Annotated in this window: 19 protein-coding genes, 1 tRNA gene and 1 pseudogene; 9 read left to right on the forward strand and 12 right to left on the reverse strand. The window is 56.7% G+C overall.

Annotated elements, in window-relative coordinates:
* The 3 genes and pseudogenes from JAO85_RS24540 to JAO85_RS24550 all read left to right on the forward strand — a co-directional run.
* Positions 1 to 198: pseudogene (locus tag JAO85_RS24540) on the forward strand (allantoinase); the annotation flags it as partial.
* Positions 199 to 205: 7 nt separating this feature from the next.
* Positions 206 to 1,981 (forward strand): 2-oxo-4-hydroxy-4-carboxy-5-ureidoimidazoline decarboxylase, encoded by a 1,776-nt coding sequence (gene uraD / locus JAO85_RS24545; RefSeq protein ID WP_202789226.1) that lies wholly within the window; start codon positions 206 to 208, stop codon positions 1,979 to 1,981.
* Entirely contained in the window at positions 1,978 to 3,255 is a 1,278-nt protein-coding gene (locus JAO85_RS24550) for a M20/M25/M40 family metallo-hydrolase (protein WP_003063718.1), read from the forward strand. Before uraD ends, JAO85_RS24550 begins: the two co-directional genes overlap by 4 nt.
* Positions 3,256 to 3,339: 84 nt before the next feature.
* Here JAO85_RS24550 and JAO85_RS24555 read toward each other — a convergent pair whose 3' ends face one another.
* Complete coding sequence (locus tag JAO85_RS24555; RefSeq protein ID WP_202789242.1) at positions 3,340 to 4,296, reverse strand: LysR family transcriptional regulator; 957 nt, start codon at positions 4,294 to 4,296, stop codon at positions 3,340 to 3,342.
* Between the two features lie 145 nt (positions 4,297 to 4,441).
* Here JAO85_RS24555 and JAO85_RS24560 point away from each other — a divergent pair, with 145 nt between their 5' ends.
* The 4 genes from JAO85_RS24560 (at position 4,442) to JAO85_RS24575 (ending at position 10,602) form a co-directional block, all read left to right on the forward strand.
* Complete coding sequence (locus tag JAO85_RS24560) at positions 4,442 to 5,623, forward strand: MFS transporter (protein ID WP_202789227.1); 1,182 nt, start codon at positions 4,442 to 4,444, stop codon at positions 5,621 to 5,623.
* A gap of 661 nt (positions 5,624 to 6,284) precedes the next feature.
* Positions 6,285 to 7,772 carry a nucleobase:cation symporter-2 family protein gene (locus JAO85_RS24565; RefSeq protein ID WP_003063711.1) on the forward strand — a complete coding sequence of 496 codons (1,488 nt, stop codon included), beginning with the start codon at positions 6,285 to 6,287 and terminating at the stop codon, positions 7,770 to 7,772.
* Positions 7,773 to 7,941: 169 nt separating this feature from the next.
* Positions 7,942 to 10,239 carry an NADP-dependent malic enzyme gene (locus JAO85_RS24570; protein WP_202789228.1) on the forward strand — a complete coding sequence of 766 codons (2,298 nt, stop codon included), beginning with the start codon at positions 7,942 to 7,944 and terminating at the stop codon, positions 10,237 to 10,239.
* Positions 10,240 to 10,512: 273 nt separating this feature from the next.
* Positions 10,513 to 10,602, forward strand: a tRNA-Ser gene (locus tag JAO85_RS24575).
* 144 nt (positions 10,603 to 10,746) lie between these two features.
* Here JAO85_RS24575 and JAO85_RS24580 read toward each other — a convergent pair.
* The 11 genes from JAO85_RS24580 to JAO85_RS24630 all read right to left on the reverse strand — a co-directional run bounded on the left by JAO85_RS24580 (position 10,747) and on the right by JAO85_RS24630 (position 22,115).
* Entirely contained in the window at positions 10,747 to 12,039 is a 1,293-nt protein-coding gene (locus tag JAO85_RS24580) for a hypothetical protein (RefSeq protein WP_237734995.1), read from the reverse strand.
* Between the two features lie 118 nt (positions 12,040 to 12,157).
* Positions 12,158 to 12,781, reverse strand: coding sequence for a hypothetical protein (locus tag JAO85_RS24585; protein WP_202789229.1), 624 nt, complete (start codon positions 12,779 to 12,781; stop codon positions 12,158 to 12,160).
* Positions 12,781 to 13,125 carry a type I restriction endonuclease subunit M gene (locus JAO85_RS24590; RefSeq protein WP_237734996.1) on the reverse strand — a complete coding sequence of 115 codons (345 nt, stop codon included), beginning with the start codon at positions 13,123 to 13,125 and terminating at the stop codon, positions 12,781 to 12,783. Before JAO85_RS24590 ends, JAO85_RS24585 begins: the two co-directional genes overlap by 1 nt.
* A gap of 645 nt (positions 13,126 to 13,770) precedes the next feature.
* Complete coding sequence (locus tag JAO85_RS24595; protein WP_370552226.1) at positions 13,771 to 14,031, reverse strand: YkgJ family cysteine cluster protein; 261 nt, start codon at positions 14,029 to 14,031, stop codon at positions 13,771 to 13,773.
* A gap of 69 nt (positions 14,032 to 14,100) precedes the next feature.
* Positions 14,101 to 15,099 carry a hypothetical protein gene (locus JAO85_RS24600; protein WP_202789230.1) on the reverse strand — a complete coding sequence of 333 codons (999 nt, stop codon included), beginning with the start codon at positions 15,097 to 15,099 and terminating at the stop codon, positions 14,101 to 14,103.
* Between the two features lie 18 nt (positions 15,100 to 15,117).
* Positions 15,118 to 15,783, reverse strand: coding sequence for a hypothetical protein (locus JAO85_RS24605; RefSeq protein ID WP_202789231.1), 666 nt, complete (start codon positions 15,781 to 15,783; stop codon positions 15,118 to 15,120).
* A gap of 30 nt (positions 15,784 to 15,813) precedes the next feature.
* Complete coding sequence (locus tag JAO85_RS24610; protein ID WP_202789232.1) at positions 15,814 to 17,376, reverse strand: hypothetical protein; 1,563 nt, start codon at positions 17,374 to 17,376, stop codon at positions 15,814 to 15,816.
* A 49-nt stretch (positions 17,377 to 17,425) separates the two neighbouring features.
* The gene (locus tag JAO85_RS24615; RefSeq protein WP_202789233.1) at positions 17,426 to 18,379 is read right to left on the reverse strand and encodes a YafY family protein; all 954 of its coding nucleotides are present in this window, start codon (positions 18,377 to 18,379) and stop codon (positions 17,426 to 17,428) included.
* A gap of 19 nt (positions 18,380 to 18,398) precedes the next feature.
* Complete coding sequence (locus JAO85_RS24620) at positions 18,399 to 18,992, reverse strand: hypothetical protein (protein ID WP_202789234.1); 594 nt, start codon at positions 18,990 to 18,992, stop codon at positions 18,399 to 18,401.
* 200 nt (positions 18,993 to 19,192) lie between these two features.
* Positions 19,193 to 20,734 (reverse strand): flagellin, encoded by a 1,542-nt coding sequence (locus JAO85_RS24625; RefSeq protein ID WP_202789235.1) that lies wholly within the window; start codon positions 20,732 to 20,734, stop codon positions 19,193 to 19,195.
* A gap of 13 nt (positions 20,735 to 20,747) precedes the next feature.
* Positions 20,748 to 22,115, reverse strand: a complete 1,368-nt coding sequence (locus JAO85_RS24630) for a hypothetical protein (protein ID WP_202789236.1) — start codon at positions 22,113 to 22,115, stop codon at positions 20,748 to 20,750.
* Between the two features lie 306 nt (positions 22,116 to 22,421).
* Between JAO85_RS24630 and JAO85_RS24635 the strand changes: the two genes are divergently transcribed.
* Together JAO85_RS24635 and JAO85_RS24640 are read left to right on the forward strand one after the other, a co-directional pair.
* Positions 22,422 to 22,751 (forward strand): helix-turn-helix domain-containing protein, encoded by a 330-nt coding sequence (locus tag JAO85_RS24635; protein ID WP_202789237.1) that lies wholly within the window; start codon positions 22,422 to 22,424, stop codon positions 22,749 to 22,751.
* Positions 22,752 to 23,051: 300 nt separating this feature from the next.
* The gene (locus JAO85_RS24640) at positions 23,052 to 25,916 is read left to right on the forward strand and encodes an SNF2-related protein (protein WP_202789238.1); all 2,865 of its coding nucleotides are present in this window, start codon (positions 23,052 to 23,054) and stop codon (positions 25,914 to 25,916) included.
* Positions 25,917 to 25,932 lie beyond the last annotated feature (16 nt).

The following is a 25,932-nucleotide window of genomic DNA, read 5'->3' on the forward strand; positions in this document are numbered from 1 at the left end:
GCCGAGGGCAATGCCAGCGGCGACAACGCCCCCAAGATGATGAGCATCGGCATGCACTGCCGACTGCTGGGCCGTCCTGGCCGGATTACAGCGCTGCAGCGCTTCCTCGACCACATCCAGAAGCACGACAAGGTGTGGGTGTGCCGCCGTATTGATTTGGCTCGTCACTGGGCCGAGCGTTTCCCTTGCAAGGATTGATTGCGACATGGCTTTGACCCTGGAACAACTGAATGCCGCCGATGCGGCAACCGCCACCGACCTGCTCGATGGCCTGTACGAGCACTCGCCCTGGATTGCCGCCAAGGCACTGGAGCAGCGCCCCTTCAAGTCCATGGCGCATATCAAGCACGCCATGGCCAAGGTGCTGGCCGAGTCCAGCGAGCAGGCCCAGCTCGATCTGATCCGCGCTCACCCGGAGCTGGCCGGCAAGCAGATGGAGACCAACACGCTCACCGCCGAATCGACGAATGAGCAGAAGAAGGCTGGCCTGACCAACTGCACGCCCGAAGAACTGGAGCACATCCGCAAGCTCAATGCCGAATACGGCAAGCGCTTCGGCTTCCCCTTCATCCTGGCCGTGCGCGGCGCGCGCGGTCTGGGTCTGAGCAAGGCCGAGATCATTGCGACCTTCGAACGCCGCATGTTCAACCACCCTGCCTACGAACAGGCCGAGGCACTGCGCAACATCCACCGCATCGCCGAGATCCGTCTGAACGACAAGTTCGGCTACGAGCCCGTCGAAGGCAACGAAGTCTGGGACTGGCAGGAACGCCTGTCCACCAACAGCGACCCCGGCTACGCCGAAAAAGGCCAGCTGACGGTGACCTATCTGACCGACGCCCACCGCGCCTGCGCCCAGCGCATCAGCCACTGGATGCGCGAGATCGGATTCGACGAGGTCGAGATCGACGCCGTGGGCAATGTGGTGGGCCGCTACAAGGCTGCCACCGAAGGCGCCAAGACCCTGCTGACCGGCAGCCACTACGACACCGTGCGCAATGGCGGCAAGTACGACGGCCGCCTGGGCATCTTTGTGCCCATGGCCTGCGTCAAGCAACTGGCCCAGCAAGGCAAGCGTCTGCCCTTCAACATCGAAGTGGTGGGCTTCTCGGAAGAGGAAGGCCAGCGCTACAAGGCCACCTTCCTGGGCTCGGGCGCCCTGGTGGGCGACTTCAAGCAGGAATGGCTGGAGCAAAAGGACGCCGACGGCATCACGCTGCGCGAAGCCATGCTGCATGCCGGCCTGTGCATCGACGATATCCCCAAGCTGGAGCGTGACCCCGCCAGGTACCTGGGCTTTGTGGAAGTGCACATCGAGCAGGGCCCCGTGCTCAACGAGCTGGACATTCCCCTGGGCATCGTCACCTCCATCAACGGCAGTGCCCGCTATGTCTGCGAATTCATCGGCATGGCCAGCCACGCAGGCACCACGCCCATGGACCGCCGCCGCGACGCCGCGGCCGGCGTGGCCGAGCTGTCGCTGTACATCGAAAAGCGCGCCGGCCAGGATGGCGACAGCGTGGCCACCATCGGCCAGCTGAACGTGCCTTCAGGCTCGGTCAACGTGGTGCCCGGCCGCTGCCAGTTCTCGCTGGACCTGCGCGCGCCCACCAACGAGCAGCGCGACGCCATGATCAACGACATCATGGCCGAGATGGCTGCGATCGCCGAACGCCGCGGCCTGCGCTACACCACCGATCTGTCCATGAAGGCAGCGGCTGCGCCCAGTGCTCCCGAATGGCAGAAACGCTGGGAAAACGCTGTCGACGCACTGGGCGTGCCCCTGTTCCGCATGCCCAGCGGCGCCGGTCACGACGCCATGAAGCTGCACGAAATCATGCCCCAGGCCATGTTGTTCGTGCGCGGCATGAACGCCGGCATCAGCCACAACCCGCTGGAAGCCTCCACCTCCGACGACATGCAACTGTCCGTGGACGCCTTCACCCACCTCCTCCAACAACTGGCTCAAGAACAGCAATGACCAATATGAATCAAGACAAGCAAGCCACCTACGCCGCCATCGATGCATGGATTGACGAGCACTTCGACGAAGAAGTGAAGTTTCTGCAAGCCATGGTGCAAGTGCCCACGGACACGCCTCCCGGCAACAACGCACCCCACGCTGAACGCACTGCCGAGCTGATCAAGGGCTTTGGCTTCGACGCCGAAAAGCACGTCGTGCCCGAAGCCGACGTCAAGGCCTATGGCATGGAGTCCATCACCAACCTGATCGTGCGCCGCCCCTACGGTGACGGTGGCCGCACCATCGCCCTGAACGCCCACGGCGACGTGGTGCCTCCGGGCGAAGGCTGGACCAAGGACCCCTACGGCGCCGAGATCGAAGACGGCAAGCTCTATGGCCGCGCCGCTGCCGTAAGCAAGAGCGACTTCGCCTCCTTCACCTTCGCCGTGCGTGCTCTGGAAGCCGTGGCCAAGCCCAGCAAGGGCGCCGTGGAACTGCACTACACCTATGACGAAGAGTTCGGCGGCATCATGGGCCCCGGCTGGCTGCTGGAAAAGGGCCTGACCAAGCCCGACCTGATGATTGCAGCGGGCTTCAGCTACGAAGTAGTTACCGCTCACAACGGCTGCCTGCAGATGGAAATCACCGTGCAGGGCAAGATGGCTCACGCCGCCGTGCCCCACACCGGTGTGGACGCGCTGCAAGCCACGGCCGTGCTGCTGACCGCTCTGTACGGCGAAAACGTCAAGTACAAGCAAGTCACTTCGCAAGTGCCCGGCATCAAGCACCCCTACCTGAATGTCGGCCGCATCGACGGCGGCACCAACACCAACGTGGTGCCCGGCAAGGTCATGCTCAAGATCGACCGCCGCATGATTCCTGAAGAGAATCCCGTGGAAGTGGAAGCCAGCATCCGTGCTGTGATCGCCAAGGCCATCGAAGACTTCAATACCCAGGGCGGCTACACCGGCGAAGACGCCGTGCGCGTGGACATCAAGCGCCTGCTGCTGGCCAACGCCATGACCCCCCTGGACGGCAACAAGCCCCTGGTCGACGCCATCCAGAAGCATGGCGAAGCCATCTTCGGCGAAGTGCCTCCTGCAGTGGGCACGCCTCTGTACACCGACGTGCGCCTGTATGTCGAGCGCGGCATCCCCGGCGTGATCTACGGCGCCGGTCCCCGCACCGTGCTGGAATCGCACGCCAAGCGCTCCGACGAGCGCCTGGTGCTGGAAGACCTGCGCCGTGCCACCAAGGTGGTGGCCCGCTCGCTGGTGGACCTGACTGCCTGAGCACCAAACACCGTTTGAACGCCTAGCCTTCTTCTGTCTGGATGGAGGTTTTTCAAGGAGCCTGGATTCGTCCGGGCTCTTTTTTTATGTGCGCGACACCAGCAGGCCGGCGGGCATTTGCTCGGCATGGCTCAGGTCCACATGGCTGGCCAGAAAATCCAGCACCGCCCGCGTCCTCACCGGCAACTGGCCGGGCTTGCCCACATACACGGCATGGATGGGCTGCAGATCCCCGGGATTGAAATCCTCCAGCAACACCTGCAGCCTGCCCGCGTGCAGATCCTCCCAGGCGTGATAGAGCGACAGCCGCGCCAGGCCCGCCCCGGCCTTGGCCAGATTGGCCATGGCTTCGCCATCGTTGACGCGCAGCACCTCGCCCATGCTCACCGTCACCGCCTTGCCCGCCACCACAAACGGCCAGTGCGGTATGGCCCGCGGGTAGTTCCAGCCGATGCGCACATGGCCTGACAGCTCATCGGGATGTGCCGGTTTGCCAAAGCGCTGCAGATAGTCCGGCGAGGCCACGATCACCTGGCGCGTGTGCCCCAGCTTGCGCGCCACCATGTCCGAAGACGGCAGCTCTCCCCAGCGCAAGGCGATATCGGCGCGAGCCGCTATCAGGTCCACGACATGATCGGTAAAGCTGAGGTCCAGCTGCAGGCCCGGCCAGGTCCGCATCAGCGGACCGACCAGAGGCACCAGCAGGCGGTTGCCCGTGGACGAGCTGGCATTGATGCGCACCACGCCGGTGGGCTGGCCCTGGCGGGTGACCGAGGATTCCAGCGCCAGCCAGTCCGCCAGCAACTGCCGGCCCTGCTCCAGCAACTGCTTTCCCTCGGCCGTCAGCTCCAGCCGCCGGGTGCTGCGGCGCAGCAGTTGCACGCCCAGCCGGGTTTCGAGCCTGGCCACGATCTTGCTGACCGCCGAGGGCGAGATCTCGCGCAGACGCGCCGCTGCCGAGAAGCTGCCCTGCTGTGCCACCTGCACAAAGGTCTGCAGCTCCACAAAGCGGTCCGCGCTGTGCCCCTGCAGCGAAGACATAGCCATGGATTTCTTCATGAATCACATCATAAAGATGCCATTTATTCCGCGCAGGAACAAATGCATGTCCGCATCAAGGGCTAGCGTGCCTTCTGCCGCAGGTTCACAGTTCAGCCTTTCGCGGAATTTTCACAAGGACGTTTTCATGCCTGCAGCATTGCTTGCTCTGGCCGCCGGTGCCTTCGGCATCGGCACCACGGAATTCATCATCATGGGCTTGCTGACCCAGGTCAGTCAGGATCTTCATATCTCCATCCCCACGGCGGGCACGTTGATCTCGGGCTATGCCGTGGGCGTCGCCGTGGGCGCGCCCGTGCTCACGCTGGCCTCGCGCCGCTGGCCGCGCAAGCTGCTGCTGCTGAGCCTGATGCTGCTGTTCATCGCCGGCAATGCCGCCGCCGCCCTGGCACCCAGCTATGGCTGGCTGCTGGCAGCACGCGTGCTGACCTCGCTGACCCACGGCACCTTCTTCGGCGTGGGGGCGGTCGTCGCCACGCAACTGGTGGCACCCGAGAAGAAGGCCTCGGCCATTGCACTGATGTTTTCCGGCCTGACCCTGGCCACGCTGCTGGGCGTGCCCTTCGGCACCTGGATCGGCCAGCACTGGGGCTGGCGCATGGCCTTTGCCAGCGTCAGCGGCATAGGTGTGATCGCGCTGCTGATCCTGCTGCGCCATGTGCCACGCGCACTCAGCATGCCCAGCCCTCAGGGCCTGACGCAGGAGCTGGCCGTGCTGCGCAATGGCGCCATGTGGCGCGGCCTGCTGCTGACGGTGATCGGCTTTGCCGGCGTCTTCACCCTTTATACCTATATAGAGCCGTTGCTGACCCAGGTCACGGGAATGGACAACCGCATGATCGCCTTCACCCTGCTGCTGTTCGGGGCGGGCCTGGCCCTGGGCAACCATGCTGGCGGCAAGCTGGCCGACCGCTTTGGCGTGCAGCGCGCACTCTGGGTGTCGCTGGCCGCCTTGATGCTGGTGCTGATCGCGGGCCGCTGGATGTTTGCGAGCACGCCCCTGGCCATTGCCTTTGTGCTGCTGGGCATTGCCGCCTTTGCCACTGTCGCGCCGCTGCAGATGGGCGTGCTGCAATCGGCCGGCGAAGCGGGCATGAATCTGGCATCCAGCCTCAATATCGCGGCCTTCAATCTGGGCAATGCCCTGGGCGCCTGGTTGGGCGGAGCCGTGATTGCACAGGGCCTGGGCCTGACTTGGCTGGCCTGGGCTGCCGCTCTGCCTGCGGCCGCAGCGCTGCTCATGGCCAGCTTCGCGTCACGTCAGACCAGTCCAGTGCAGACTTCGGCCATGGCGGCGGGAATGCACTGAAGCTCAGGCGCGGCACCAGGACGGCACAAGGCGGCAGCCTGCCCTGCAGCAGCTCAGACGAACTCCACTCCAAGGCGACCTCGAGGTCGCCTTTTTTGCGTGCGCACCACTTCGGCATGGTTCTTGCACCGCTTTGACTCCTGTTGCAGCGCAGCGCCTCTTGGCGGGCCTCCATGCACGCTTTTGCACAGAGGTGCACCAATTCCGGGCTCGATGCCTTTTTTTTGCACCTTCCTCAACGCTAATGCCTGCGAGCGATCCTAGCCTGGCGGCCCGCTTTCTTTCACTAGATGTTTCAAGACCCGAAACCTGCGCACGCATAACCGGAGCCAGATCCGCGCCGATCGCATATCGCACAAGATTTGCTATTAAAAACAAAGCACCCACCTCTTGATATTAAAAGGTTTCAATATGTTTTATTCTGAAAATTAGAAAAACAAAGCGTCAGAAGCTACATATTTGATAGCAATCGGTAATTACCTTAGATGGTTATGCGCGGAAAACATAACCATTGACACCCCATCCAGAAACTGAAATTTGAGCAGGGTTTACCGCTAGATGCTGTGCGTTATGAGCTGTATACACTTTTTGTATGGATTGCATGCCATTCGCGAATCGCATGCCAACCTGAAGCCAATATCGAGTGAGGAGACATGTTTTTATGACATCCCAAGTGCATCCCGTGGATGAGGTTCTGCCATTTGGCAAGCTCACCGCCTTAGGTCTGCAGCACGTTCTGGTCATGTATGCCGGCGCCGTCGCCGTGCCGCTGATCGTGGGCCGTGCCCTGAACCTCCCCCCTGAGCAGGTCGCGCACCTGATCTCCGCCGACCTGTTCGTCTGCGGCCTGGTCACCCTGATCCAGGCCATGGGCGCAACCCAGTGGTTCGGCATCAAGCTGCCCGTGATGATGGGCGTGACTTTTGCCAGCGTGGCCCCCATGGTGTCCATGGCACAGAGCACTGGCGGCAATGCCGGCGCAGGCCTGATCTTTGGCTCGGTGATAGGCGCGGGGGTGATCTCCATCCTCATTGCGCCGCTCATCAGCCGCATGCTGCGCTTCTTCCCACCGGTCGTGACCGGCACCATCATCGCCGTCATCGGCATCAGCCTGATGCGTGTGGGCATCAACTGGATCTTCGGCAACCCCGTGGGCCCGACTGCACCCTCCGTGCCAAACCCCGAGCACCTGAAGTGGCTGGCCGAAGCCCAGGCCATGGCCGGCGCTCCCGGCTCCTCGCTGCCCGCCATCCCCAAGGGCTTCTCGGTGCTGCCCACCATGCCCAACCCCAAGTACGCCGATCTGCAAGGCGCGGCGGTCTCGGGCATCGTGCTGCTGTCCATCCTGCTGATCGCACGCTTTGCCAAGGGCTTCCTGGCCAATATCTCGGTGCTGATGGGCATCTTGATCGGCGGTGTGATCTCCGTGGCCATGGGCCTGATGAACTTCGAGAAGGTCGCCAAGGCCGAGTGGTTCACGCTGGTACTGCCCTTCCAGATCGCCATGCCTGTCTTCGACCCCATCCTGATCCTGACCATGAGTCTGGTGATGGTGGTCGTGATGATCGAATCCACCGGCATGTTCCTGGCCCTGGGCGACATGGCCAAGCGCGACATCACACAGGACGAACTGACCCGCGGTCTGCGCACCGACGGTCTGGGCACCCTGATCGGCGGCATCTTCAACACCTTCCCCTACACCAGCTTCTCCCAGAACGTGGGTCTGGTGGCCGTGACCGGCGTGCTCAGCCGCTGGGTCTGCGTGGCCGGTGGCGTGATCCTCATCGTCCTGGGCGTGCTGCCCAAGATGGGTGCGCTGATCGAATCCCTGCCCACCGTGGTTCTGGGCGGCGCGGGTCTGGTGATGTTCGGCATGGTGGCCTCCACCGGCATCCGCATCCTCGCCAACGTGGATTTCCGCAACAACAAGAACAACGCCATGATCGTGGCAGTGTCCATCGGCGTGGGAATGATTCCTCTGGTTGCCCCTAATTTCCGTCAGTGGATGCCCCATTCCATCCATCCGCTGATTGAATCCGGTATCCTGCTGTCCTCGATTACCGCCGTGGCATTGAATCTTTTCTTTAACGGAGCCGCCAAAGACAACAGCGCTGCCATCAACGCAGCACGTGAGGCTGACGCTCACTAAACGCCAGCCCGAAGCGAACGCTGGCTTACCGGCCAGTCCAAGCCCCCTGCCGCCCCACAGTGCGCCAGGGGGTTTGTTGTCGATATAGTTGAAGCAAAACAGACCTGACTCAAAATGCTTCTTGCCATCCGGTAAGCTCCGAGAAGCAACTTGCTGATAAATATTTCGTATGACACAAAACCTGTCCTCCGCCGAACAAGCCCTGCGCGATGCGGCCCGCGAATACCACCGCAGCCCCGTCAAAGGCAAGATTTCCGTCACTCCTACCAAGCCCCTGTCCAACCAGCGTGACCTGTCCCTGGCCTATTCGCCGGGCGTGGCCTATCCCTGCCTGGACATTGAGGCAGACCCCTCCACTGCGGCCGAGTACACCTCGCGCGGCAACCTGGTCGGCGTGATCACCAACGGTACCGCCGTGCTGGGTCTGGGCGATATCGGCCCGCTGGCTTCCAAGCCCGTGATGGAAGGCAAGGGTTGCCTGTTCAAGAAGTTTGCCGGCGTGGACGTGTTCGACATCGAACTGGCCGAGCGCGATCCCGACAAGCTCATCGACATCATTGCCTCGATGGAGCCCACCCTGGGCGGCATCAACCTGGAAGACATCAAGGCTCCCGAGTGCTTCTACATCGAGCAGGAGCTGTCCAAGCGCATGAACATTCCGGTGTTCCATGACGACCAGCACGGCACGGCCATCATCTCCAGCGCCGCTTTGCTCAATGGCCTGGAACTGGTTGGCAAGGACATCGGCTCCGTCAAGGTGGCCGTCTCCGGCGCCGGCGCTGCAGCCATTGCCTGCGTCGACGTGATGGTGGGCCTGGGCATCAAGCGCTCCAATGTCTACATGGTGGACTCCAAGGGCGTGATCTACGAAGGCCGCCCCGGTGGTCTGGACGCCTCCAAGCAGCGCTACGCTCAGAACACCGAAGCCCGTACCCTGGCCGACGTGGTCGACGGCGCCGACGTGTTCCTGGGCTGCTCGGCTCCTGGCGTGCTGACTGCCGACATGGTCAATACCATGGCCGACAAGCCAATCATCCTGGCCCTGGCCAACCCCGAGCCCGAAATCCGCCCCGAACTGGCCAAGGCCATCCGTCCGGACTGCATCGTGGCCACCGGCCGCTCCGACTATCCCAACCAGGTCAACAACGTCCTGTGCTTCCCCTACATCTTCCGTGGCGCGCTGGACTGCGGCGCCACCAAGATCACCGAAGCCATGAAGCTGGCCTGCGTGCGTGAAATCGCCGCCCTGGCCAAGCAGGACGTCAGCGACGAAGTCGCCGCCGCCTACCAGGGCAAGGAGTTGACCTTCGGCCCCGACTACCTGATCCCCACGCCCTTCGATACGCGCCTGATCCTGCGCATCGCTCCCGCCGTGGCCCAGGCTGCCGCCGAATCCGGTGTCGCCACCCGCCCCATCGAAGACATCGCCGCCTACCGCGAAAGCCTGACCCGCTTCGTCTACCAGACCAGCATGTTCATGCGCCCCGTGTTTGCAGCCGCCAAGGCCAATCTGCAGCGCGTGGCCTATGCCGAAGGTGAAGACGAGCGCGTGCTGCGTGCCGTGCAGGTTGCCGTGGACGACGGCCTGGCCAAGCCCATCCTGATCGGTCGCCCCGCCGTCATCGAAGCCCGCATTGCCAAGGCCGGCCTGCGCATGCAGCTGGGCAAGGACGTGGAAATCTGCAACCCCGAAGACGACCCCCGCTTCCGCCAGTACTGGGAAACCTATCACAAGCTGATGGGCCGCAACGGCGTCACTCCCGAAGCCGCCAAGGCCGCCGTGCGCCGCTCCAACACCCTGATCGCCGCCCTGATGGTGCACCTGGGTGATGCCGACGCCATGCTGTGCGGCCTGGTGGGCCGTTTCGACAGCCACCTGGCCCATCTGGAAGACGTGCTGGGCCTGAAGAAGGGCGCCAACGAGTTCGCAACGGTGAACGCCGTCATGCTGGAATCCGGCACGCTGTTCGTGGCCGATACCTACATCAACGACGCTCCCAGCGCCGAAGAACTGGCAGAGATCGCCAAGATGGCTGCCGACGAAGTGGCCCGCTTCGGCCTGCCACCCAAGGTTGCCTTCCTCTCGCACAGCAACTACGGTTCGTCCACACGCGGCTCGGCCCGCAAGATGCGCGCTGCACGCGACCTGTTCGCTGCCGCCAACCCCGGCATCGAATGCGATGGCGAAATGCATGGCGATGCGGCCCTGGACGCCAATGTGCGCAGCCACTCCCTGCTGGAGTCCTCGCTGACCGGCGCAGCCAACGTGCTGATCTGCCCCAACCTCGACGCCGCGAACATCCTGTTCAACGTGCTCAAGACCACGGGCGGCCATGGCACTACCATCGGCCCCATCCTGATGGGCTGCTCGGCCTCCGCCCACGTGCTGACCCCCTCCTCCACCGTGCGCCGCGTGGTCAACATGACCGCTCTGGCAGCAGCTCAGGCCATCGCACTGCGCAGCTGATCCTGCGCAATCTCTCGGGCATCCCGCCCGAGGCTGCAACAAAACGCCCTTAGGGGCGTTTTGTTTTGCCCCATGCCGAGCCTTGAGCTTTGAGCCCTGCGTTCATTCACGGCGGCCTATATCGCGCGCAGCAAACGATCATGGCAAACGCCATGGTGAAAAGTGAACGCCAGTCGAGATACAGCAAGCGCCATGCGCTATGGTTTTCATAGACAAAGCAAAATGCGCGCAATGCCGAACGGCGCACAATCCTTGTGTAGAATCCTGCCATCCGGAGGTTTGGGTGAGTGGTTTAAACCAGCAGTCTTGAAAACTGCCGAAGGAGTGATCCTTCCGTGAGTTCGAATCTCACAGCCTCCGCCAAGATCCAGTGTAATTTGTTGATTTATAACGGTATTTCAAAAAATCAACATGTCGTTATACGCTTGGTTATACGGAATTGTTTGCTTAAAATATAAGCAACCACTCCTTAGCTACCCTGCACTCAAAGCCCTGAACCCCAACCGGTCAGGGCTTTTTTGTTGCCTGAAGCTCGCCAAATATGCCCTTGAGCATCAGCACATATTCCATCACCTGCAGCGCCGTGTCGATGGCCCAAGTCACAACCTCAGCCTGTTCAAGCTTTGAAGGCTTCCAAAGCCCATCGCACCAACAGCAGCTGATTTCCCACTTGGTGGCACTGATGCGCTCAAACACTGGTGGCTGCAGCTGCGCCGCTTTGCAGCGTTTGGCGATGTCCAGCTGCAGCTGAGCTGGCAACACGCCTTCGCCTTGCAGCAGCAAGCGAAGTCCCAGCCCAGTCTCCCAGCTTTCTTGCCGGAGCTGCACCATGGTCAGGTTGGGCCACGCGGGTGCCGCACCAAATGCGCGAGGCAGCTGAATCGTCAGCATAGGTTGCCCCTGGCGCAGGTGCACGGCCAACGACAGCGGCAAAGGCTCTTTGACTCCCTGCACTTGCAGTTTGACCGACGTGGCGTTGGTCAATTGAACCTGCAAAGTGCGCTTTATGCGCCGCCACCACGCCAGTCGAAGCTCGGGCACATCGCCCAATGCTTGAAACAGCCGTTCATGCCACGCTATGCGCCTGGCTAAAGCCTTGGCACTCAGGTTCATGGCTTCGGCCATTTCTTGAACAGCCAGCATAACGTGACCATGCGCAGGAGCCTGCCCCAGCACCCGCCTTGCAAACGTCAGCACCCATGGCACATCACAGCGCCCGCTGTCCAAGTGCCACAGCAAAGCGTGGATCATGTCTGACTCCTGATGCGGTGCATCGCGCACAACTGCTTGCGCATCTGCCAAATCCCGCCACTGCAACCAACAGGCTGTATCCGTGATGCCCTGTCTTTGCAAGAATGCGACCAGGCAGCGTAAGCGCTGCACGACCTTGAGTGCGGCTACTTGTTGGCTGATTTCACCTTGCCACAACAAAATGGCCAACTCAGCATGGTCATCAGGCCCGTATTGCTGCAGCAGAGCCACCAGCCGTGCCAAGCTGCCCAAGCCCAACTGGGGCACCGCACACCGTGCAAATGCCTGCCATGCAGCGGTGCGCTGGCTGATTGGCTCAACCGCCTGCAAAGCCGCATCAGCCAGTTCGAGCACCATGGCCGATTGCGGCTCCATGCATGGCCTTGAAGCATGCACATAACGCCCAGCTTCGGCACAGCCATTGAAGCAGCACGGCCACTGCCCGCTGAATTCATGCGGAACAGGCGTTGAGGTATCCAGTGCAGGCAATGTCATCACCGCCGCCAACAAACGCCGGTAGCGGTACCACCTCAAGTGATAAGGGTGCATGGTGAAACTTTCAAAACAGGCACGCCGCAACGGCACCTGAGTGCAGCTTCAAAAGCCAAGCACCAGGCGCACAACGTGCACAAGGGAAATCAGAAGAAAGAGAGCGAGAAACTGAAACTCAAGCCAGCGCAATGGCCGTGCCACGGCGGTTACGCAAACCGACTTGCACCACTTTGTCCAAGGTGGCTTTTTCTGACCAGCGGGCGTTGGTGTTGCGCAGCTTTTTGCTGCCCCAATGCTCCAGCAAGGCATTCCAGGGAGTGAGCGGCACACCGTCCATCAAGGGGTCGAGCACCAGCAAAGAATGTGGCTTGTCATCGGCATACATCACACCCACTGCCAGCACCCAATGGCTGTAGCTGGGTGAAGTGAAACGCACCAGGCACACATGGTCAGATTCCAATGCAGCCACCGTGCGGGCCTCGACATTGCGGCGCAGCTGACGACACTGCAGTTGCTCAGAAAACGGCGCAAACTGCTCTCTGATGGCTGCGCTGCTACAGCCGCTGAAGTACAGAGCTTGGCCCATGGCGCTCACCTCCATCAGCCGTGCATCAAGGTCACCTTCATACAGGGCATCGCGTGACACCTGGCCCAACAGCATCAAGGCCATCAACACGCAGTGGTGCCCGCAAGCCATGTCGTTTTCGCCCTGACGCAGCAGCAGCTTGTTTTTATAGGCCACTGCACCTGAGCGGCCCACACTCAGCTGCGAGTGCACCACAAAGTGCCGCCCCAGCATCAGTACTCCTCGGGCAACAACAACGTGGTGCTACTGCGGTCAGCTTCTGTGATGATCCACAAGCGTTCTGCCTTGGAAATCACATACACCGACATCAGCCTGTAGCCGTACTGCAAAGCATCAGCGTTGGCTTGGCGATCTTCAGCACAGATATCGCCCCAATCACCCGACACATGGCGCAGCACAAACGGCAGTGCAGTCAGTTCATGGGTTTCCAGAAGCTCCAATGCCCCAAGTGTCGCTAATAACTGGCCCAAATGGAACAGGGGCATACCAGCAGCCTTTTCATGTGCAGAAGGAGAAGAATCGTTCGGGCATGCGGCAGCATGACTTGTATCAGTCATAGAAAACTCCAAAAAGGAAAAGTGGGAAAGAAGTACCCTGTGCTGCCCAACACTTCCCCCAAGGCTCACGACTTCAAATTGACAGGCACGGCTACGCCGCACAAGCGTTCAAAACGCATGCGCGAGCAAACTACCTGATCAAATCAGGCGCACAAAACGGGGGGGAACCTCAAGACATCGAGCGAGAGAAGCGGCCGGTCAGCAACCAAGCTACTGGTTGCGCTGCACAGTACTACTTATGATTATTTTAAATAGTATTAAAAATTGCATGTCAAATATAGCTGATATATTTACATGGATATTTAAAACTTCAATTTTAAAAATTTTAAGACATGCGAAATAACAGCTTTAAGTTAAAACTGTCTTACAAATTCTCTATGTCAATTCCTACTAATGTAACCCGTTGACACGAGGAAACCTCTGCATAAAGCGTTTCTGCGTGTGCTATCGCGGCATTTGACAGTCATCGCGCTATACCCTGCAACGGGAAATAAATAACTTAGAAATTATTGGCGATGCATCAATGATGGAGCGAATGGCCCATAGCGGGTAATTTCTGATTTATGCAGATGATCCCTAGTACATACCTGTAGAAGCTGATTTCAGCCATTGATATATATTTATATATAAGAATTTGGCTATCAATTATGACCCTGCCAGAACCTGGCATACTTGCAAGTTTCTATGCACATACTCGTCCCATGAGTAAATTCGTACGAAGCGCTGTTTGAACTGAACATCAACCCGACAGATATCTGGACGCTTCAGGTAAATCGAGCAGTGCTTTGTGGACTCATCAAAATACCTACATGTTCCATCACCACGGTCTAAAAAAATAGTTTCATCGGATAAGTGAACATTTTGGCAACATCTGCCGCACTCAGTACATGGAAATTTCTGGCTCACGGAGGTGTATGAGTTGAAGCAAGCGGAGAAAGATATAAAACATTCAACCGCTTGCTGAAGCGGCAATGGTCAGACGTTGATCGCTTCTGCGATTTCATTCACTCGCTTTTGTGTGGACAGCACGAGTTTTCCATCAGTATCCAAAATAGGAGTATCAATCATCGCCTTGATCAGCTGGGCATACTTGACGGTTTTGAAAACCACTTCACGGGATTCTTTGGCAAATGCCTTGAAGTCTTCACCGTAGGTGTCAATCACATCTTCAAGAGATTGCACAGCGCGACGGAGTTCGCGGTTGACCTTGCTGAAAGTGGTGTCTGCCAGAAACGCCACTTCTTCGATGGCTTTCAGAGAGGTCACCACGAGCTTAGCTTCCTCCTGGATCGTCTTGGCTTGTTCTAGGTTGCTTCGCGCTGTATTCAGCGCTTCTTCTCCCTTGTTGCCCATGATATGACCAAAAATTGCCAATGCAGGGCCTGCAACAATACCGCCGAGAACCATCGTTCCTAGAGCCATTCCTCCCCCACCAGTTGCGATCGCACCGCCGCCAAGCCATGCCAATGTGGCATTGGTTGCTGCTGCACCACCCAGCGTCGAAATTGCTGTTCCTGTGCTGGCAGTGGCCAACATCATGGTGCCGTTGTATGCCCCAAATGCGAGTGCAGCACCTCCTGAAACTCCTGCACCAAGACCCAGGCCAGCATCCTTCAAAGCTTGATAGTCGCCGCGCAACCCACTCAAGGTTTTGTTAGAGAAATCCTCCATTTTCAGTTTCTCTAGTTCTGGGGAATCAATTAGCTCAACGTTTTTAAGGCGCCCGAACGTGACCAGAAAATCCTCGATGACACTATCGAACGCGCGCAGCTTGCGCTTGCCGTACTCTTCCAAAGTCTCGGAGGTAGATTGGCGTTGAACATCAACCTCGCGATTGGCCTTATCAACAGTGGTACTGGCCTCTTTATTGATGTCGCTCGCATTGCTTTGATCAATGGCACCACTGACACCTTTGTATGCCCCATAGAGAGCTGTTCCAGCGGCGACTGCGCCAAGAATGATAGGTACTGGCATGTTAATTCCTCCTAGTGTTTATTCAAGAACTAAATTGACGGAGCGTTTCATTTCCTTATGAAGAGCTAGTGCTTGAGCCAGCAATTCGTTGAAGGACTCACCGTCGATTCCATACGCCACGCTGGCGACTTGCAGTAAATTTCTCTTTGAGTCTGTCAAAACTCCGCTGAGGCGCATTGCCTCAAAAAGGACAATCCGTAAATGCGTTTTTGTGCAAGCAGAGGTCTTTTCTGATTTTGAGGAAATGTCTTCAGAAAAACCGGTGGCAATAATTTCAGAAATACCCATACTTGCTATAGCTAAAGCGGGTCCGACTATTTTGCTCACGGCCCCCTGACCGTTAATAGCCTCGGATAAAAGATCTGTTGCAATCTTAAGTCGTTCGTCCTTGTCATTTTGACGTGTAATACGAAGTCCACGGATCTCATCAAGCAATTTGTCGATGACTCCTGTGGAGTCTTTTTCATTTAAATCCTTATCATCGCCATAAATACGTACTGCATTTACCCACAGTTCTTTTATAGAATCGGATATCTTGAACGAGATGTCGCTGAGATCGGTATTTCCCGTAATCTCCTCTTCCGTTTTTCCACCCCACAACAGGGGAGCATCAAAAGTCTGCAGTAAACGGACTATCTTTAACAATTCCCGTTTTTTTGTATTGGGAAGCGATTGTGCAAACATTTCCATCCTTTGAAAAAATCAGGTATAAATTTAAAGCTTTAGCGTGTCCGAACTCAGCATGAATTCTTCAAACTCTTGCATATTCTGAAATTGCAACTTCTGCCCGAGCAACACAGCAAAATCATTGATAGCTGCGGACATATCGTCTGCACTGACGTTTGTATTTGAACTAAGCAACATGCCTAGTGCTTGCGTACGGCTATGTAGCTCAGGCAGCTCTTTTGCAAAAAAAGCATCAAGCTGTGCTTGCTCTGATGCAAGACGATCGCGAGCCGCTTTCTCAATTGCTTGCGTGCGTTTGAGCATTTGTGCGGAAAGCTCTGCTCCACGCGCTGCATCTAGTGCGCTCTGATAAAAAAGCGACGACATTGCGTAGCCAATCATTCCGCCAATAGCGGCACCTACAACTGGAATAGGTATGGCTATTTGTCCTAGGGCAGCCATCATGCCCCCTGAGAGCATTCCTGAGCCTTTTTCACCCACTTCTATAAGCAGGTCAGCCTCCGTGATTTCTCCTGTCACGTAGCGTTTAACTGAGCTTCCCAAGGAAAGGCAGATGCTCACCGCAAGTGCTGGAGCGTTTGTGGCTGAAAGCGCTCGTAATGTGCCACTGCTGGACTGTTGCAGTGTTCCCTTAATGGCTGATCCAGCAAATCCAGTGGCGTAACCTAGCGTAGCTGCCTTGCCTGTGTCGGAGGCAACGGACACCATCACATCTTTTATATCCTTCTTACCTTGAGCGCATTCAAAAATGTTGCGCAGCGTTGAAATGCATGCTCCAACTGCTGCTCCATATTTGGCTGCTTCAACCCCTGCGCCATGGCTGGTGCGCGCGATATCTAGTGCTGTAGCCAGTTCGGGGTGCTTACGATAAAAAATCGCTTCGTCAGTCGTGAGCCCACTATCGCGGACGTTCTCTGCAAGCTGCTCATAGTTGTCGGCTTTTGCTCTTAATTCTGCAGCTACCTGAGGCTTTCCAGCACTTTCAACTTTAAGTGCTTGCTCACGCAACTCGCTAGCCTGTTTCTGGCAGTACTCTCCCGCACCCTCGAATTGCTCTGATGGCAACTCCAGCTTTACGCCTCGGTAACGTGCAAATTTGCCATCCTCCTTAGCGATACGCTCAAAGAGTTGATTGCGATCACCCACAAATTTCATCTGTGCCTGGCTGCCTTCAACAATCTCGCCATTCAACACTTGCACACGATCTACTACATTGTGATTTCGGCCATATTCCGGCAGATCGTCACTACGCCAAGTACGTTGCTCTGATCGTTCGATGATGGCCTTTGCATTGTCACGGCTGGTCGAGGCGATTTCTGCAGAAAAACCCGCTTGTTGCTTGATGTTCTTCGCTGCTTCAGCGGGATCGCTGTTTAGCTTATGCTTAGAGACCTCGGACAGCCCCTTAGCCATCTTTTGGCCGGTTTCGTTGTCCATCCCTGTGTAGCCTTTAACGAACTCAGCGTTCGCACTGCCATAGCGAGAAATTGTCTCGCTGCCAGCCATGCTCACACCTACTCGCCCCATTTCTCTTTGGCTACCGTTTTGAATATCCACGGTCTTCTTTTTATCGGAATTTTCGTTATTCACCCTGCCTCCTTCATATGATGCTGCTTACTGAGGTTTTTGAAACCAGTTTTCAGTCTTGATATGGGTTTGTTTTTAAAGACTGAGACGCACTAGAATCCCAGTGAAATAGTGCATGTCGTAAGCTCGACAACAGGCTCTCGTGCCATTCCGCAGGCTGAACAATCCGCACATGTGGCAACCAATACCGCACGATGGGTAGCAGTTGATCGATGTGATTGATATGCGTGGTGACTAGCAACGAACCGTCGCGATCTTGTCGTTGCTGCTGTTGAGGCAGCAACGGACGGCGAATAAAGTAATGCGCTGCTTCTGGGGCGACACGCAACAGGACTTCCGTGGTGTCTTCAGTAAACCAAATGTCATCCTTGGCGTCGATGTATTCCTTGTGGATGCGTTTAGGTGCAAAGAAGCTGCTTTGATCTACCAGCAAGTTTTCGATTAAGCCAATGCTGAAATTTTTCAGCTTTGCACCTTCTTCCGCTGCTAGGTACCACACACCGTTTTTGTGAATGAGCTTGTACGGCTGAACGTTGCGATGTTTGCCCTTGTAGCTAAAACTGCATGGATGTTTTTGCTCGATGGCAGTTTGTAGTTGCACAAACTCTTGGGTACGCGGACGCAAGTCTTCATGGGCAATTGCCTGCACATGCGTTGTGCGCTGCTGTTCAGGGGTATGAAGTTGTTCCAACAGGTAGCGCAAGCTGTTATCCGGGAACAAGTGCTCCGTCCCCGACATACGTGCATAGCCATGCAAGTGCTTGGCTGGGATAGTGCTTCGCGCAGTGCGCGTCAGTTGCCACTGACCATTGGCACTTCGCTCAACGAGCCCGCACAGGCGCTCGCCAAGGTCGCGTTCAATGGTGCGCACATCTACTTGAAAATCTTGTGCAAGTTGGTGCTTGTCAACCGCATCACCTTGGTGCAGGCGCGCAAGAATTTGAGACAAGCGCTGTGCGAGTTTTTCACCTTTTGATGCAGGGCTAACCGTGGTTGAAGCAGACATTCAAGAGCTGGGAAGTAATTCAATGAATGTAACTATAGGTGGCTTTTGAGACAGGTTGTGTCGCACCCGGAGTTGCAATACGCCAAGCTGGCTTGCGTGAATCAAGTGGGTAGTGGCTCACTACCTGTTCAGCACTCACAACTTCGGCATTCATCCATGCCTCTAAGGCGCTAACTAGCTCAGTCAGCTGATGCTGCAGCGAGTTGCTGCAAACCATCAAATGAAGCAATGCCATACTGATCTGCTGCGCCAACGCCTCATTTTTGCAAGCGTTACCGTGGTCGAGCGCAGCACCCAAATCGCATTGCAATGCTGTACGCACACCCATAAGGCGCAACGTGTCTTGCACAGCCTTGGAGCCATTCAAATAGGAAGTACGTTCTGAAATTCTTTGCTTGAACTGCCCGATGCGACGCAGTGCTAACTGGTAGTACAAAGCGATGAAATCCCCATCCAGAGGGTCTGCTCCATCAAGTGCCAGGATACTGGGGCCGAAGTGCGCAAGTGCTGTTGATATTTCTTGGGACAACTGAAGATCCAGTTCGCACTCACGCACCTGCAATCCTTTTAATCGTGCGTAGAGGTCTCTTATCACAGTATCGCTAGCTGGCATGGAGGCTCATCCAATACAAAAAGCTGAAGGGAGCTCAAACTTTAGGTGTCGATAGCGACAGCATGTGTCGCTTGAGCACGCCCCTCGATTGCATTGAAGCTGAAGTTGAGTACCGGCAGCCGATAGCGCTATCTACAACGCCAAATGAACCATCAAACCCGCAGTCAGACCTGTGATGCAGTGCACGCCAACATCTAAACCTACACGTCTTTGAGTAATGCCAGCGCTTGCTCAGCCATGACCGAATGCGCCTGGGCTAGCATGGCGGTACCGGCATCCTGCAGGATTTGCTGCTGAGCCAGCTTGGCGGTTTCCACTGCATAGTCAGCATCCACAATGCGGTTTCGCGATGCCGCCATGTTTTCTGCAGCGATGTCGATATTGGCAATGACTGATTCAAAGCGCGACTGCACCGCCCCCACGTCAGCACGAGCGCTGGCCACTTGCCCGAGGGCTGCGTCGTAGATGATCAGGGCTTGCCTGGCGTGCTCCGCCGTATCCAAGCGAGCATCTGTCAGTTTGAACTTTTGCACTGTCCACTGCATGGCTGGAAATGGCCCAGTGGGATCACCGTCCAAGTCGTAATCCCCGCCATCCATATCGAACGGGTCTTCGGACATCATCGCCAAATTGCCCTGCACTTGAATGTCATGGGCACCTGCGCCCAAGACGCCCGCACCATTGGCACCTGGCACTGTCACCCCCATGCCCCATGAATTGCCTGTGCCCAGGTTGTCACGAATGAACATGCTTACACCTGGTGCTGAATCGTTGAGTACCCGGATCGTTTCCCCTGCGTCATTGACCAGACGCACGTTATCCGTGTAAGGCCGCCCATCCTCTGCCCGCACGCCGGTTTGAGCGCTGACAGCGTTAATCGCTTGCTTGATGACTGCGACATCAGGGTTGGCATGATCCCAGGTGAAAGAAACTGACTGCGCTTTGGCCAAGTCATCACCCGCTACCAGCTTCAGCGTGACAGTAATGGGTGGAGTGGAGGGTGGCAGCGTCGTGTTGATTGCCAGCAAAGCACTGGTGCTGGCCTGGGCGTAAATCTTGGGGTCAAACCCGGCATCGTTGATCTTCTGCGCAATCGAGGCCATGCTCTCATTACGCCTAATAGCAATTGGCTTGTCGCGCAGCACCAAGTCGCCAGCGGGCACCATTTCGTCGTTACCTCGGACAATCGCATAGCTGTTGGTGCTGGGGCTTTGCTGTAGCGGCCAACCATAGGCACCAAGGTTAGGTGCTTGCAGTGAAGGCAAGTTCACGCCAATCACTTCCCCGGCATTGGCACCCACCTGAAAACTCTGCGCCATGAAACTGCCGTCAATGAGCTTTTGCCCATTGAAATTGCTGGTGCTGGCGATGCGAGAAAACTCCTGTAGCAACTGCGCACGTTCACCGTCCAAAGCTTTGCGGTCGCTGCTGGAATTGGTTCCGTTGGCCGCTTGGACTGCCAGTTCGCGACTACGCTGCAAAATGTCCGTGAGCTTTTGCATCGCGCCTTCGGCCACTTGGGACAGAGAGATCCCTTCGTTGGCGTTGCGGCTGGCTACGGCCATACCCCGCACCTGGGTGTTCATGCGCTCGCTGATGGCCAAGCCTGCAGCGTCGTCCTTGGAGCTGTTGACACGCAGTCCCGAAGACAGGCGCTGCATGGTAGTAGTCAAGCTCAGCTGTGAAGCACTCAGGTGACGCTGTGCAGTTAGCGATGGCAAGTTAGTGTTGATTGTGACCACGAGCAGCCCTTCCTTAACTCAGGGGCAGGGCTTTTGGTTTGCACACAGGTATGCTGGCTTGTTGATAGCTCGCCAGGGCTTGCATGGCTTTGATCACCCCCAGCTCTTTGCCCTTAAAGTCAATCCAGCCTTGCTGCCATAAAGCATCGCGCTGCAGCACCAGCTTCTGTGGTGCGCCCACAAGCTGAACGGCCAGGGGGTGACGCAACTCTAGTGACATCGACTGCGACCGCAAATCGATACTTGCCACCTGTGCCTTGATTGCTAGGTCATAGCGCTGTGTCAACTGCTGTGCCAGCTGTTTGAGGCTGTCATGAGAATCGGCGGTGAACACCCTGCGAACATTGGCCACCTTGAAATCACCATCCCCATCAGAGCGCACGGTAACGGTGGTGCCATAGCCCGAGGGGCTGGTGAAGTGCCCTTGCAGCTGGTACACCCCGCAAAACACGGGTTTGGTTTTTTTGATCAAAGAAGCGAAGCCAGCATCGAATTGCAGCTCTGTGCGTACTGCAAAAAGCAAAGGGTCAGCCCCCACATTCAACGCACCTGAAATACCTGTCCCGTCCTTCAATGCTTTGGGTGAAGGTTGCGGCACAAAGTACAGCGCCAAAGCTGCTGTATCGGCATTGCGCTTGCCGCCCAAAGCCTTCTGAGCCAGTTCATAGGCTTGCTTGAGGTGAAACAGGTTGGTTTGCAGCTGGCGTTCCTTGCTGCTGGCCTTGAGCCAATCCTCTCCAGCCTGTGCAAACCCTTCCATATCGCCTTGCTTGAACAAGGCGCCAAGCTGCTTGACCCGCTTGTCCAAGTCTGGAAACCGATGAGCATTGACCTGCAGCCCTGCACGCAACTGTTGCTCGACGGTGAATACAGGCTCAAACGGCGCCTTGAGCGTCTGAATGGAAGCCCCCAGGCATATGCCATCCAAGCAGAGCACTTCGGCAGATGCCATCACATCAGAAGTCGAAGGCGTAGGCTTAGTACTGCGCTCTGACTGCTTGACTTCAGTGCCACGGCTTGCTGGCAAAGCGGAGGGCGCTGTGCCAGAGGGTGAAGGCTGTGTCGCAGAAACAGGCATAACGGTGGAAGGCGGCTTGCCAGTCATCGACGCATTGGACTGCGGGGGATGTGCAGTCGGTGGCATTGATCCAGCGGCAGTCTTGGCTTCAGTCGGCACAGTCAGCACCTTGGTCCCTGCGCTGCTCCGCACTGGCGTGGCCCCGTAAAGCAGCTTCAAACGAATGGCGTGCACTTCGCCTGTGCTGGTTGCCACACGAAGCACCTTGATGGCACCCTTAGCGGCTGGGAATTTGCGCAAATCGAACACCCAGTGAGCACCCAGGTCATCAAAGGGAATATCGGGCGTGAGCACCGTGTACATGTACAGCGATGAGTCTGGACTTTGCACCGTACATAGCTCAGTGTCTGGGTTACGGCACTCCGCGTAGTAATCGTGCACCTTCGGGGCCAGCTGGGTACCTTCGCGAACACTTACTGGCTGCGCCCATGCCCCCATAGTCAAACCCAACACCCCCAACGCTATGCACCAACGCATCCCCTCGTTCACCGTCATGCTTTGTCCTTCTTATTGAGCTGGGCAGCTGGTTCGCGCCTCAGAAAACTACGTAACTCGTAGTATCGAGAATAAAGCATAACTACGAATCTCGTAGCCTTTTAAAGGAGCGAGATGTCAGACGCGGACGAACAATGGGGCGCGAGGCTCAAGCAGGCCCGCCTGGCTGCGGGGCTGTCGCAAAAGATGTTGGGGATTGAGGCGGGAATCGATGCGTTCGTGGCCAGCACGCGCATCAATCGCTATGAGCTGGGCATCCACAAGCCAGACTTGCTGACGGTACGAAGGCTGGCTGAGGTGCTGAAGGTGCCAATGGCTTTTTTCTATGCTGACACGGACGATGAAATTGCCGAACTGTTGTTCAGGTACGGTAAGGCTGACAGCGATCTACGCTTGCAAGTACAAACTGCTTTGGCCAGTCTTGATAGCTATTTCACCCCATAAGTTTCTGTAGAGTGCAGCACTAGAAAAGCTGAGCATCGTTATGTATTTCAGCAACTTCTGCGCGGAGCTGCGCAGCAGGCATTGCCTGTTTAGACGTCGCTTAGAATCGAAGCTTTTTTGTCTAAGCATGCTATTTTAGTAGCCACCTTCCGTTGATATTGACTTTTAAAAAGCGCTCACTCACTTCCTCTACATCGTGAGAAAGTTTTTTGGTCGTCATGCTAGGAAAAAGTCAGTCGTTCTAACTTTTAAGGCTTCAAGGAATGGCGTGGATGTGTTGAAGCTGGGGAAATATAAGTAATGCAGCTTCTAGCGCCACATCAAAGTCTTTACCACGCCTGGCAACTGACTAAACGCACCAGCGGTGACAACATCGAGTCCCTGGCCTCAACACTCGTTGATTCCCAGGTAGACCTCAATCCTCACCAGGTAGAGGCGGCACTCTTTGCTTGCGCCAATCCTTTGTCACATGGCGTCATCCTTGCCGATGAAGTAGGTCTGGGCAAGACGATTGAGGCAGGACTGGTAATCTCTCAGCGCTGGGCCGAACGCCGTCGCCGCATATTGATCATCGTGCCAGCGAACTTGCGCAAGCAGTGGCACCAAGAACTGCAAGACAAATTCAACTTGCAAAGCGTGCTCCTTGAAGCTAAAAGCTACAACGCCATTCGCAAGCAAGGGCTGAAGAATCCATTTCAAGCCTCGTCTGGCCCAGTCATTTGTTCTTACCAATTCGCGAAGGCGAAGGCAGCCGATCTTAAGGCCATGGACTGGGATTTGGTGGTGCTCGATGAAGCACACCGCCTGCGCAATGTCTACAAGACCAGCAACGTCATTGCCAAGACGCTCAAGGAAGCGCTTGCACACGTTCACTCCAAGGTGTTGCTGACTGCTACACCGCTGCAGAATTCGTTGCTAGAGCTTTATGGCCTCGTCAGCATGATTGATGACCGAGTGTTCGGTGACATCGACAGCTTTCGTGCCCAGTTCACAGCACAACCGCGTGAGCAGGCATTCACCGCATTGCGCGACCGTCTCGCCACGATCTGCAAGCGCACACTGCGCCGCCAAGTTCAGCAGTACGTGCCGTACACCGCACGCCGCGCCATTGTTGAAGAGTTCACCCCTTCTACCGAGGAACGTGAGCTCTCCAACCTTGTTGCTGATTATTTGCGCCGGCCTAACCTCAAGGCACTGCCAGAAGGCCAGCGACAACTGATTTCGTTGGTGCTGTGGAAGCTGCTGGCTTCATCCACCCATGCCATCGCAGGTGCATTGGATACCATGGCCAAGCGCCTTCAGGGCGAACTCGATAAGTCATCCGACATTCCTGACCTTGCAGATGTGCTCGACGACGATTACGAATCGCTGGACGAGACCTCGGAAGAGTGGGAAGGCCAGGAAAATGCTGCTGCATCAGTCGAACCCAATGAACGTGATGCAATTGCCGAAGAAATTGCCGAGCTGCAGTATTTCAAAACGCTCGCCACCAACATTCGCGAGAATGCCAAGGGCAAGGCACTGCTGATCGCCTTGGACAAGGCATTTGCAGAGCTGGAACGCCTAGGGGCCGCCAAAAAGGCCATCATCTTCACGGAGTCCAAGCGCACCCAGGAATACCTGCTGTCATTGTTGGCCGACACGCCCTACGGCGAAGGTATCGTCTTGTTCAATGGAACCAACACCGATGCACGGGCGCAAGCCGTGTATGCCGATTGGATCGAGCGCCACGCAGGCACCGATCGCATCACAGGCTCAAAAACCGCAGACACACGCGCTGCCCTGGTGGAGCACTTCAAAGAGCGCGGCACTGTAATGATCGCCACCGAAGCTGGTGCTGAAGGTATCAACCTGCAGTTCTGCTCGCTGGTAATTAACTATGACCTGCCATGGAATCCTCAGCGCATCGAACAACGCATTGGCCGTTGCCATCGCTACGGCCAAAAGTTTGACGTGGTAGTCGTGAACTTCGTAGACCGCAGCAACGAAGCCGATGCCCGAGTCTATGAACTGCTGGATCAAAAATTCCAGCTCTTTGAAGGCGTGTTTGGTGCCAGCGATGAGGTACTTGGGGCCATCGGCTCCGGCGTAGACTTCGAGCGTCGAATTGCTGACATCTACCAAAACTGCCGCGACCCTGAAGAAATCAAAGCCTGCTTCGAGCAATTGCAGCGCGAATTGTCTGGCGAGATCAACGAGGCCATGGTCAAGACGCGACAACTCTTGCTGGATAACTTTGACGAGGAAGTACAGGAAAAGTTACGCCTTCGCGCCGAAGACAGCCGTGCTGCACGCAACAAATATCAATCCATGCTGATGGACATCACCCGCGCTGAACTGGGTGACTGTGCACACTTTGATGAAGCAGGCTTCGTGCTTCAACGTCTGCCTGCTAGCACCCTGCATGGCGTTCAACTTGGCCGCTATGATCTGCCTCGCCGCTCTGAGAATGCGCACGTGTACCGAATCGGCCACCCGCTGGCCGAATGGGTCACTGAGAAAGCAAAAAACCATGAGCTTTCTGAAACTCGTCTTGTGTTTGACTACGAGGCTTATGGCACGCAGGTCAGTACCCTCAAGCCCTATCGTGGCAAGTCTGGTTTGCTTACTCTGAAGCTTGTTTCTGTTGAAGCTCTGGGGGATGAGGAACAGCGCCTAGTGGTTGCCGCGATGACCACAGATGGACAGATCCTGGCAGAAGACGATCCTGAAAAACTACTGCGTTTACCTGCACGCATGGAAGCCGCCCAAGAGCGTGATCTCGCGACCGCTGCACTGCAAGAAAACGTGGCAACACGCATCTCTTCTGTGCTGCGTGAAATCAACCAGCGCAACATGGGCTACTTTGAGCAGGAGGTTCAAAAGCTCGATGCGTGGGCTGATGACCTGAAGCTAGGTATAGAGCAGGAAATCAAAGAGATTGATCGTCAAATCAAAGACGTGCGTCGCACTGCGGCAGGTGCCCCCACGCTAGAGGAAAAGTTATCCTTGCAAAAGCAGCAAAGGGAGCTGGAGGCCAAACGCACCAAGCTTCGGCGTGAGCTATTTATGCGCCAAGACGCGATTGAGTCGGAGCGCAACGCGCTGATCGATCAATTGGAGTCGCAGCTCCAGCAGCAGGTGCGACAACAAGATCTGTTCACTGTTGCATGGACATTAGTCTAAATTTCATTCGTTAAAA

The organism is Comamonas sp. NyZ500 (genome assembly GCF_016772095.1).
Taxonomy (GTDB): Bacteria; Pseudomonadota; Gammaproteobacteria; order Burkholderiales; family Burkholderiaceae_C; genus Comamonas; species Comamonas thiooxydans.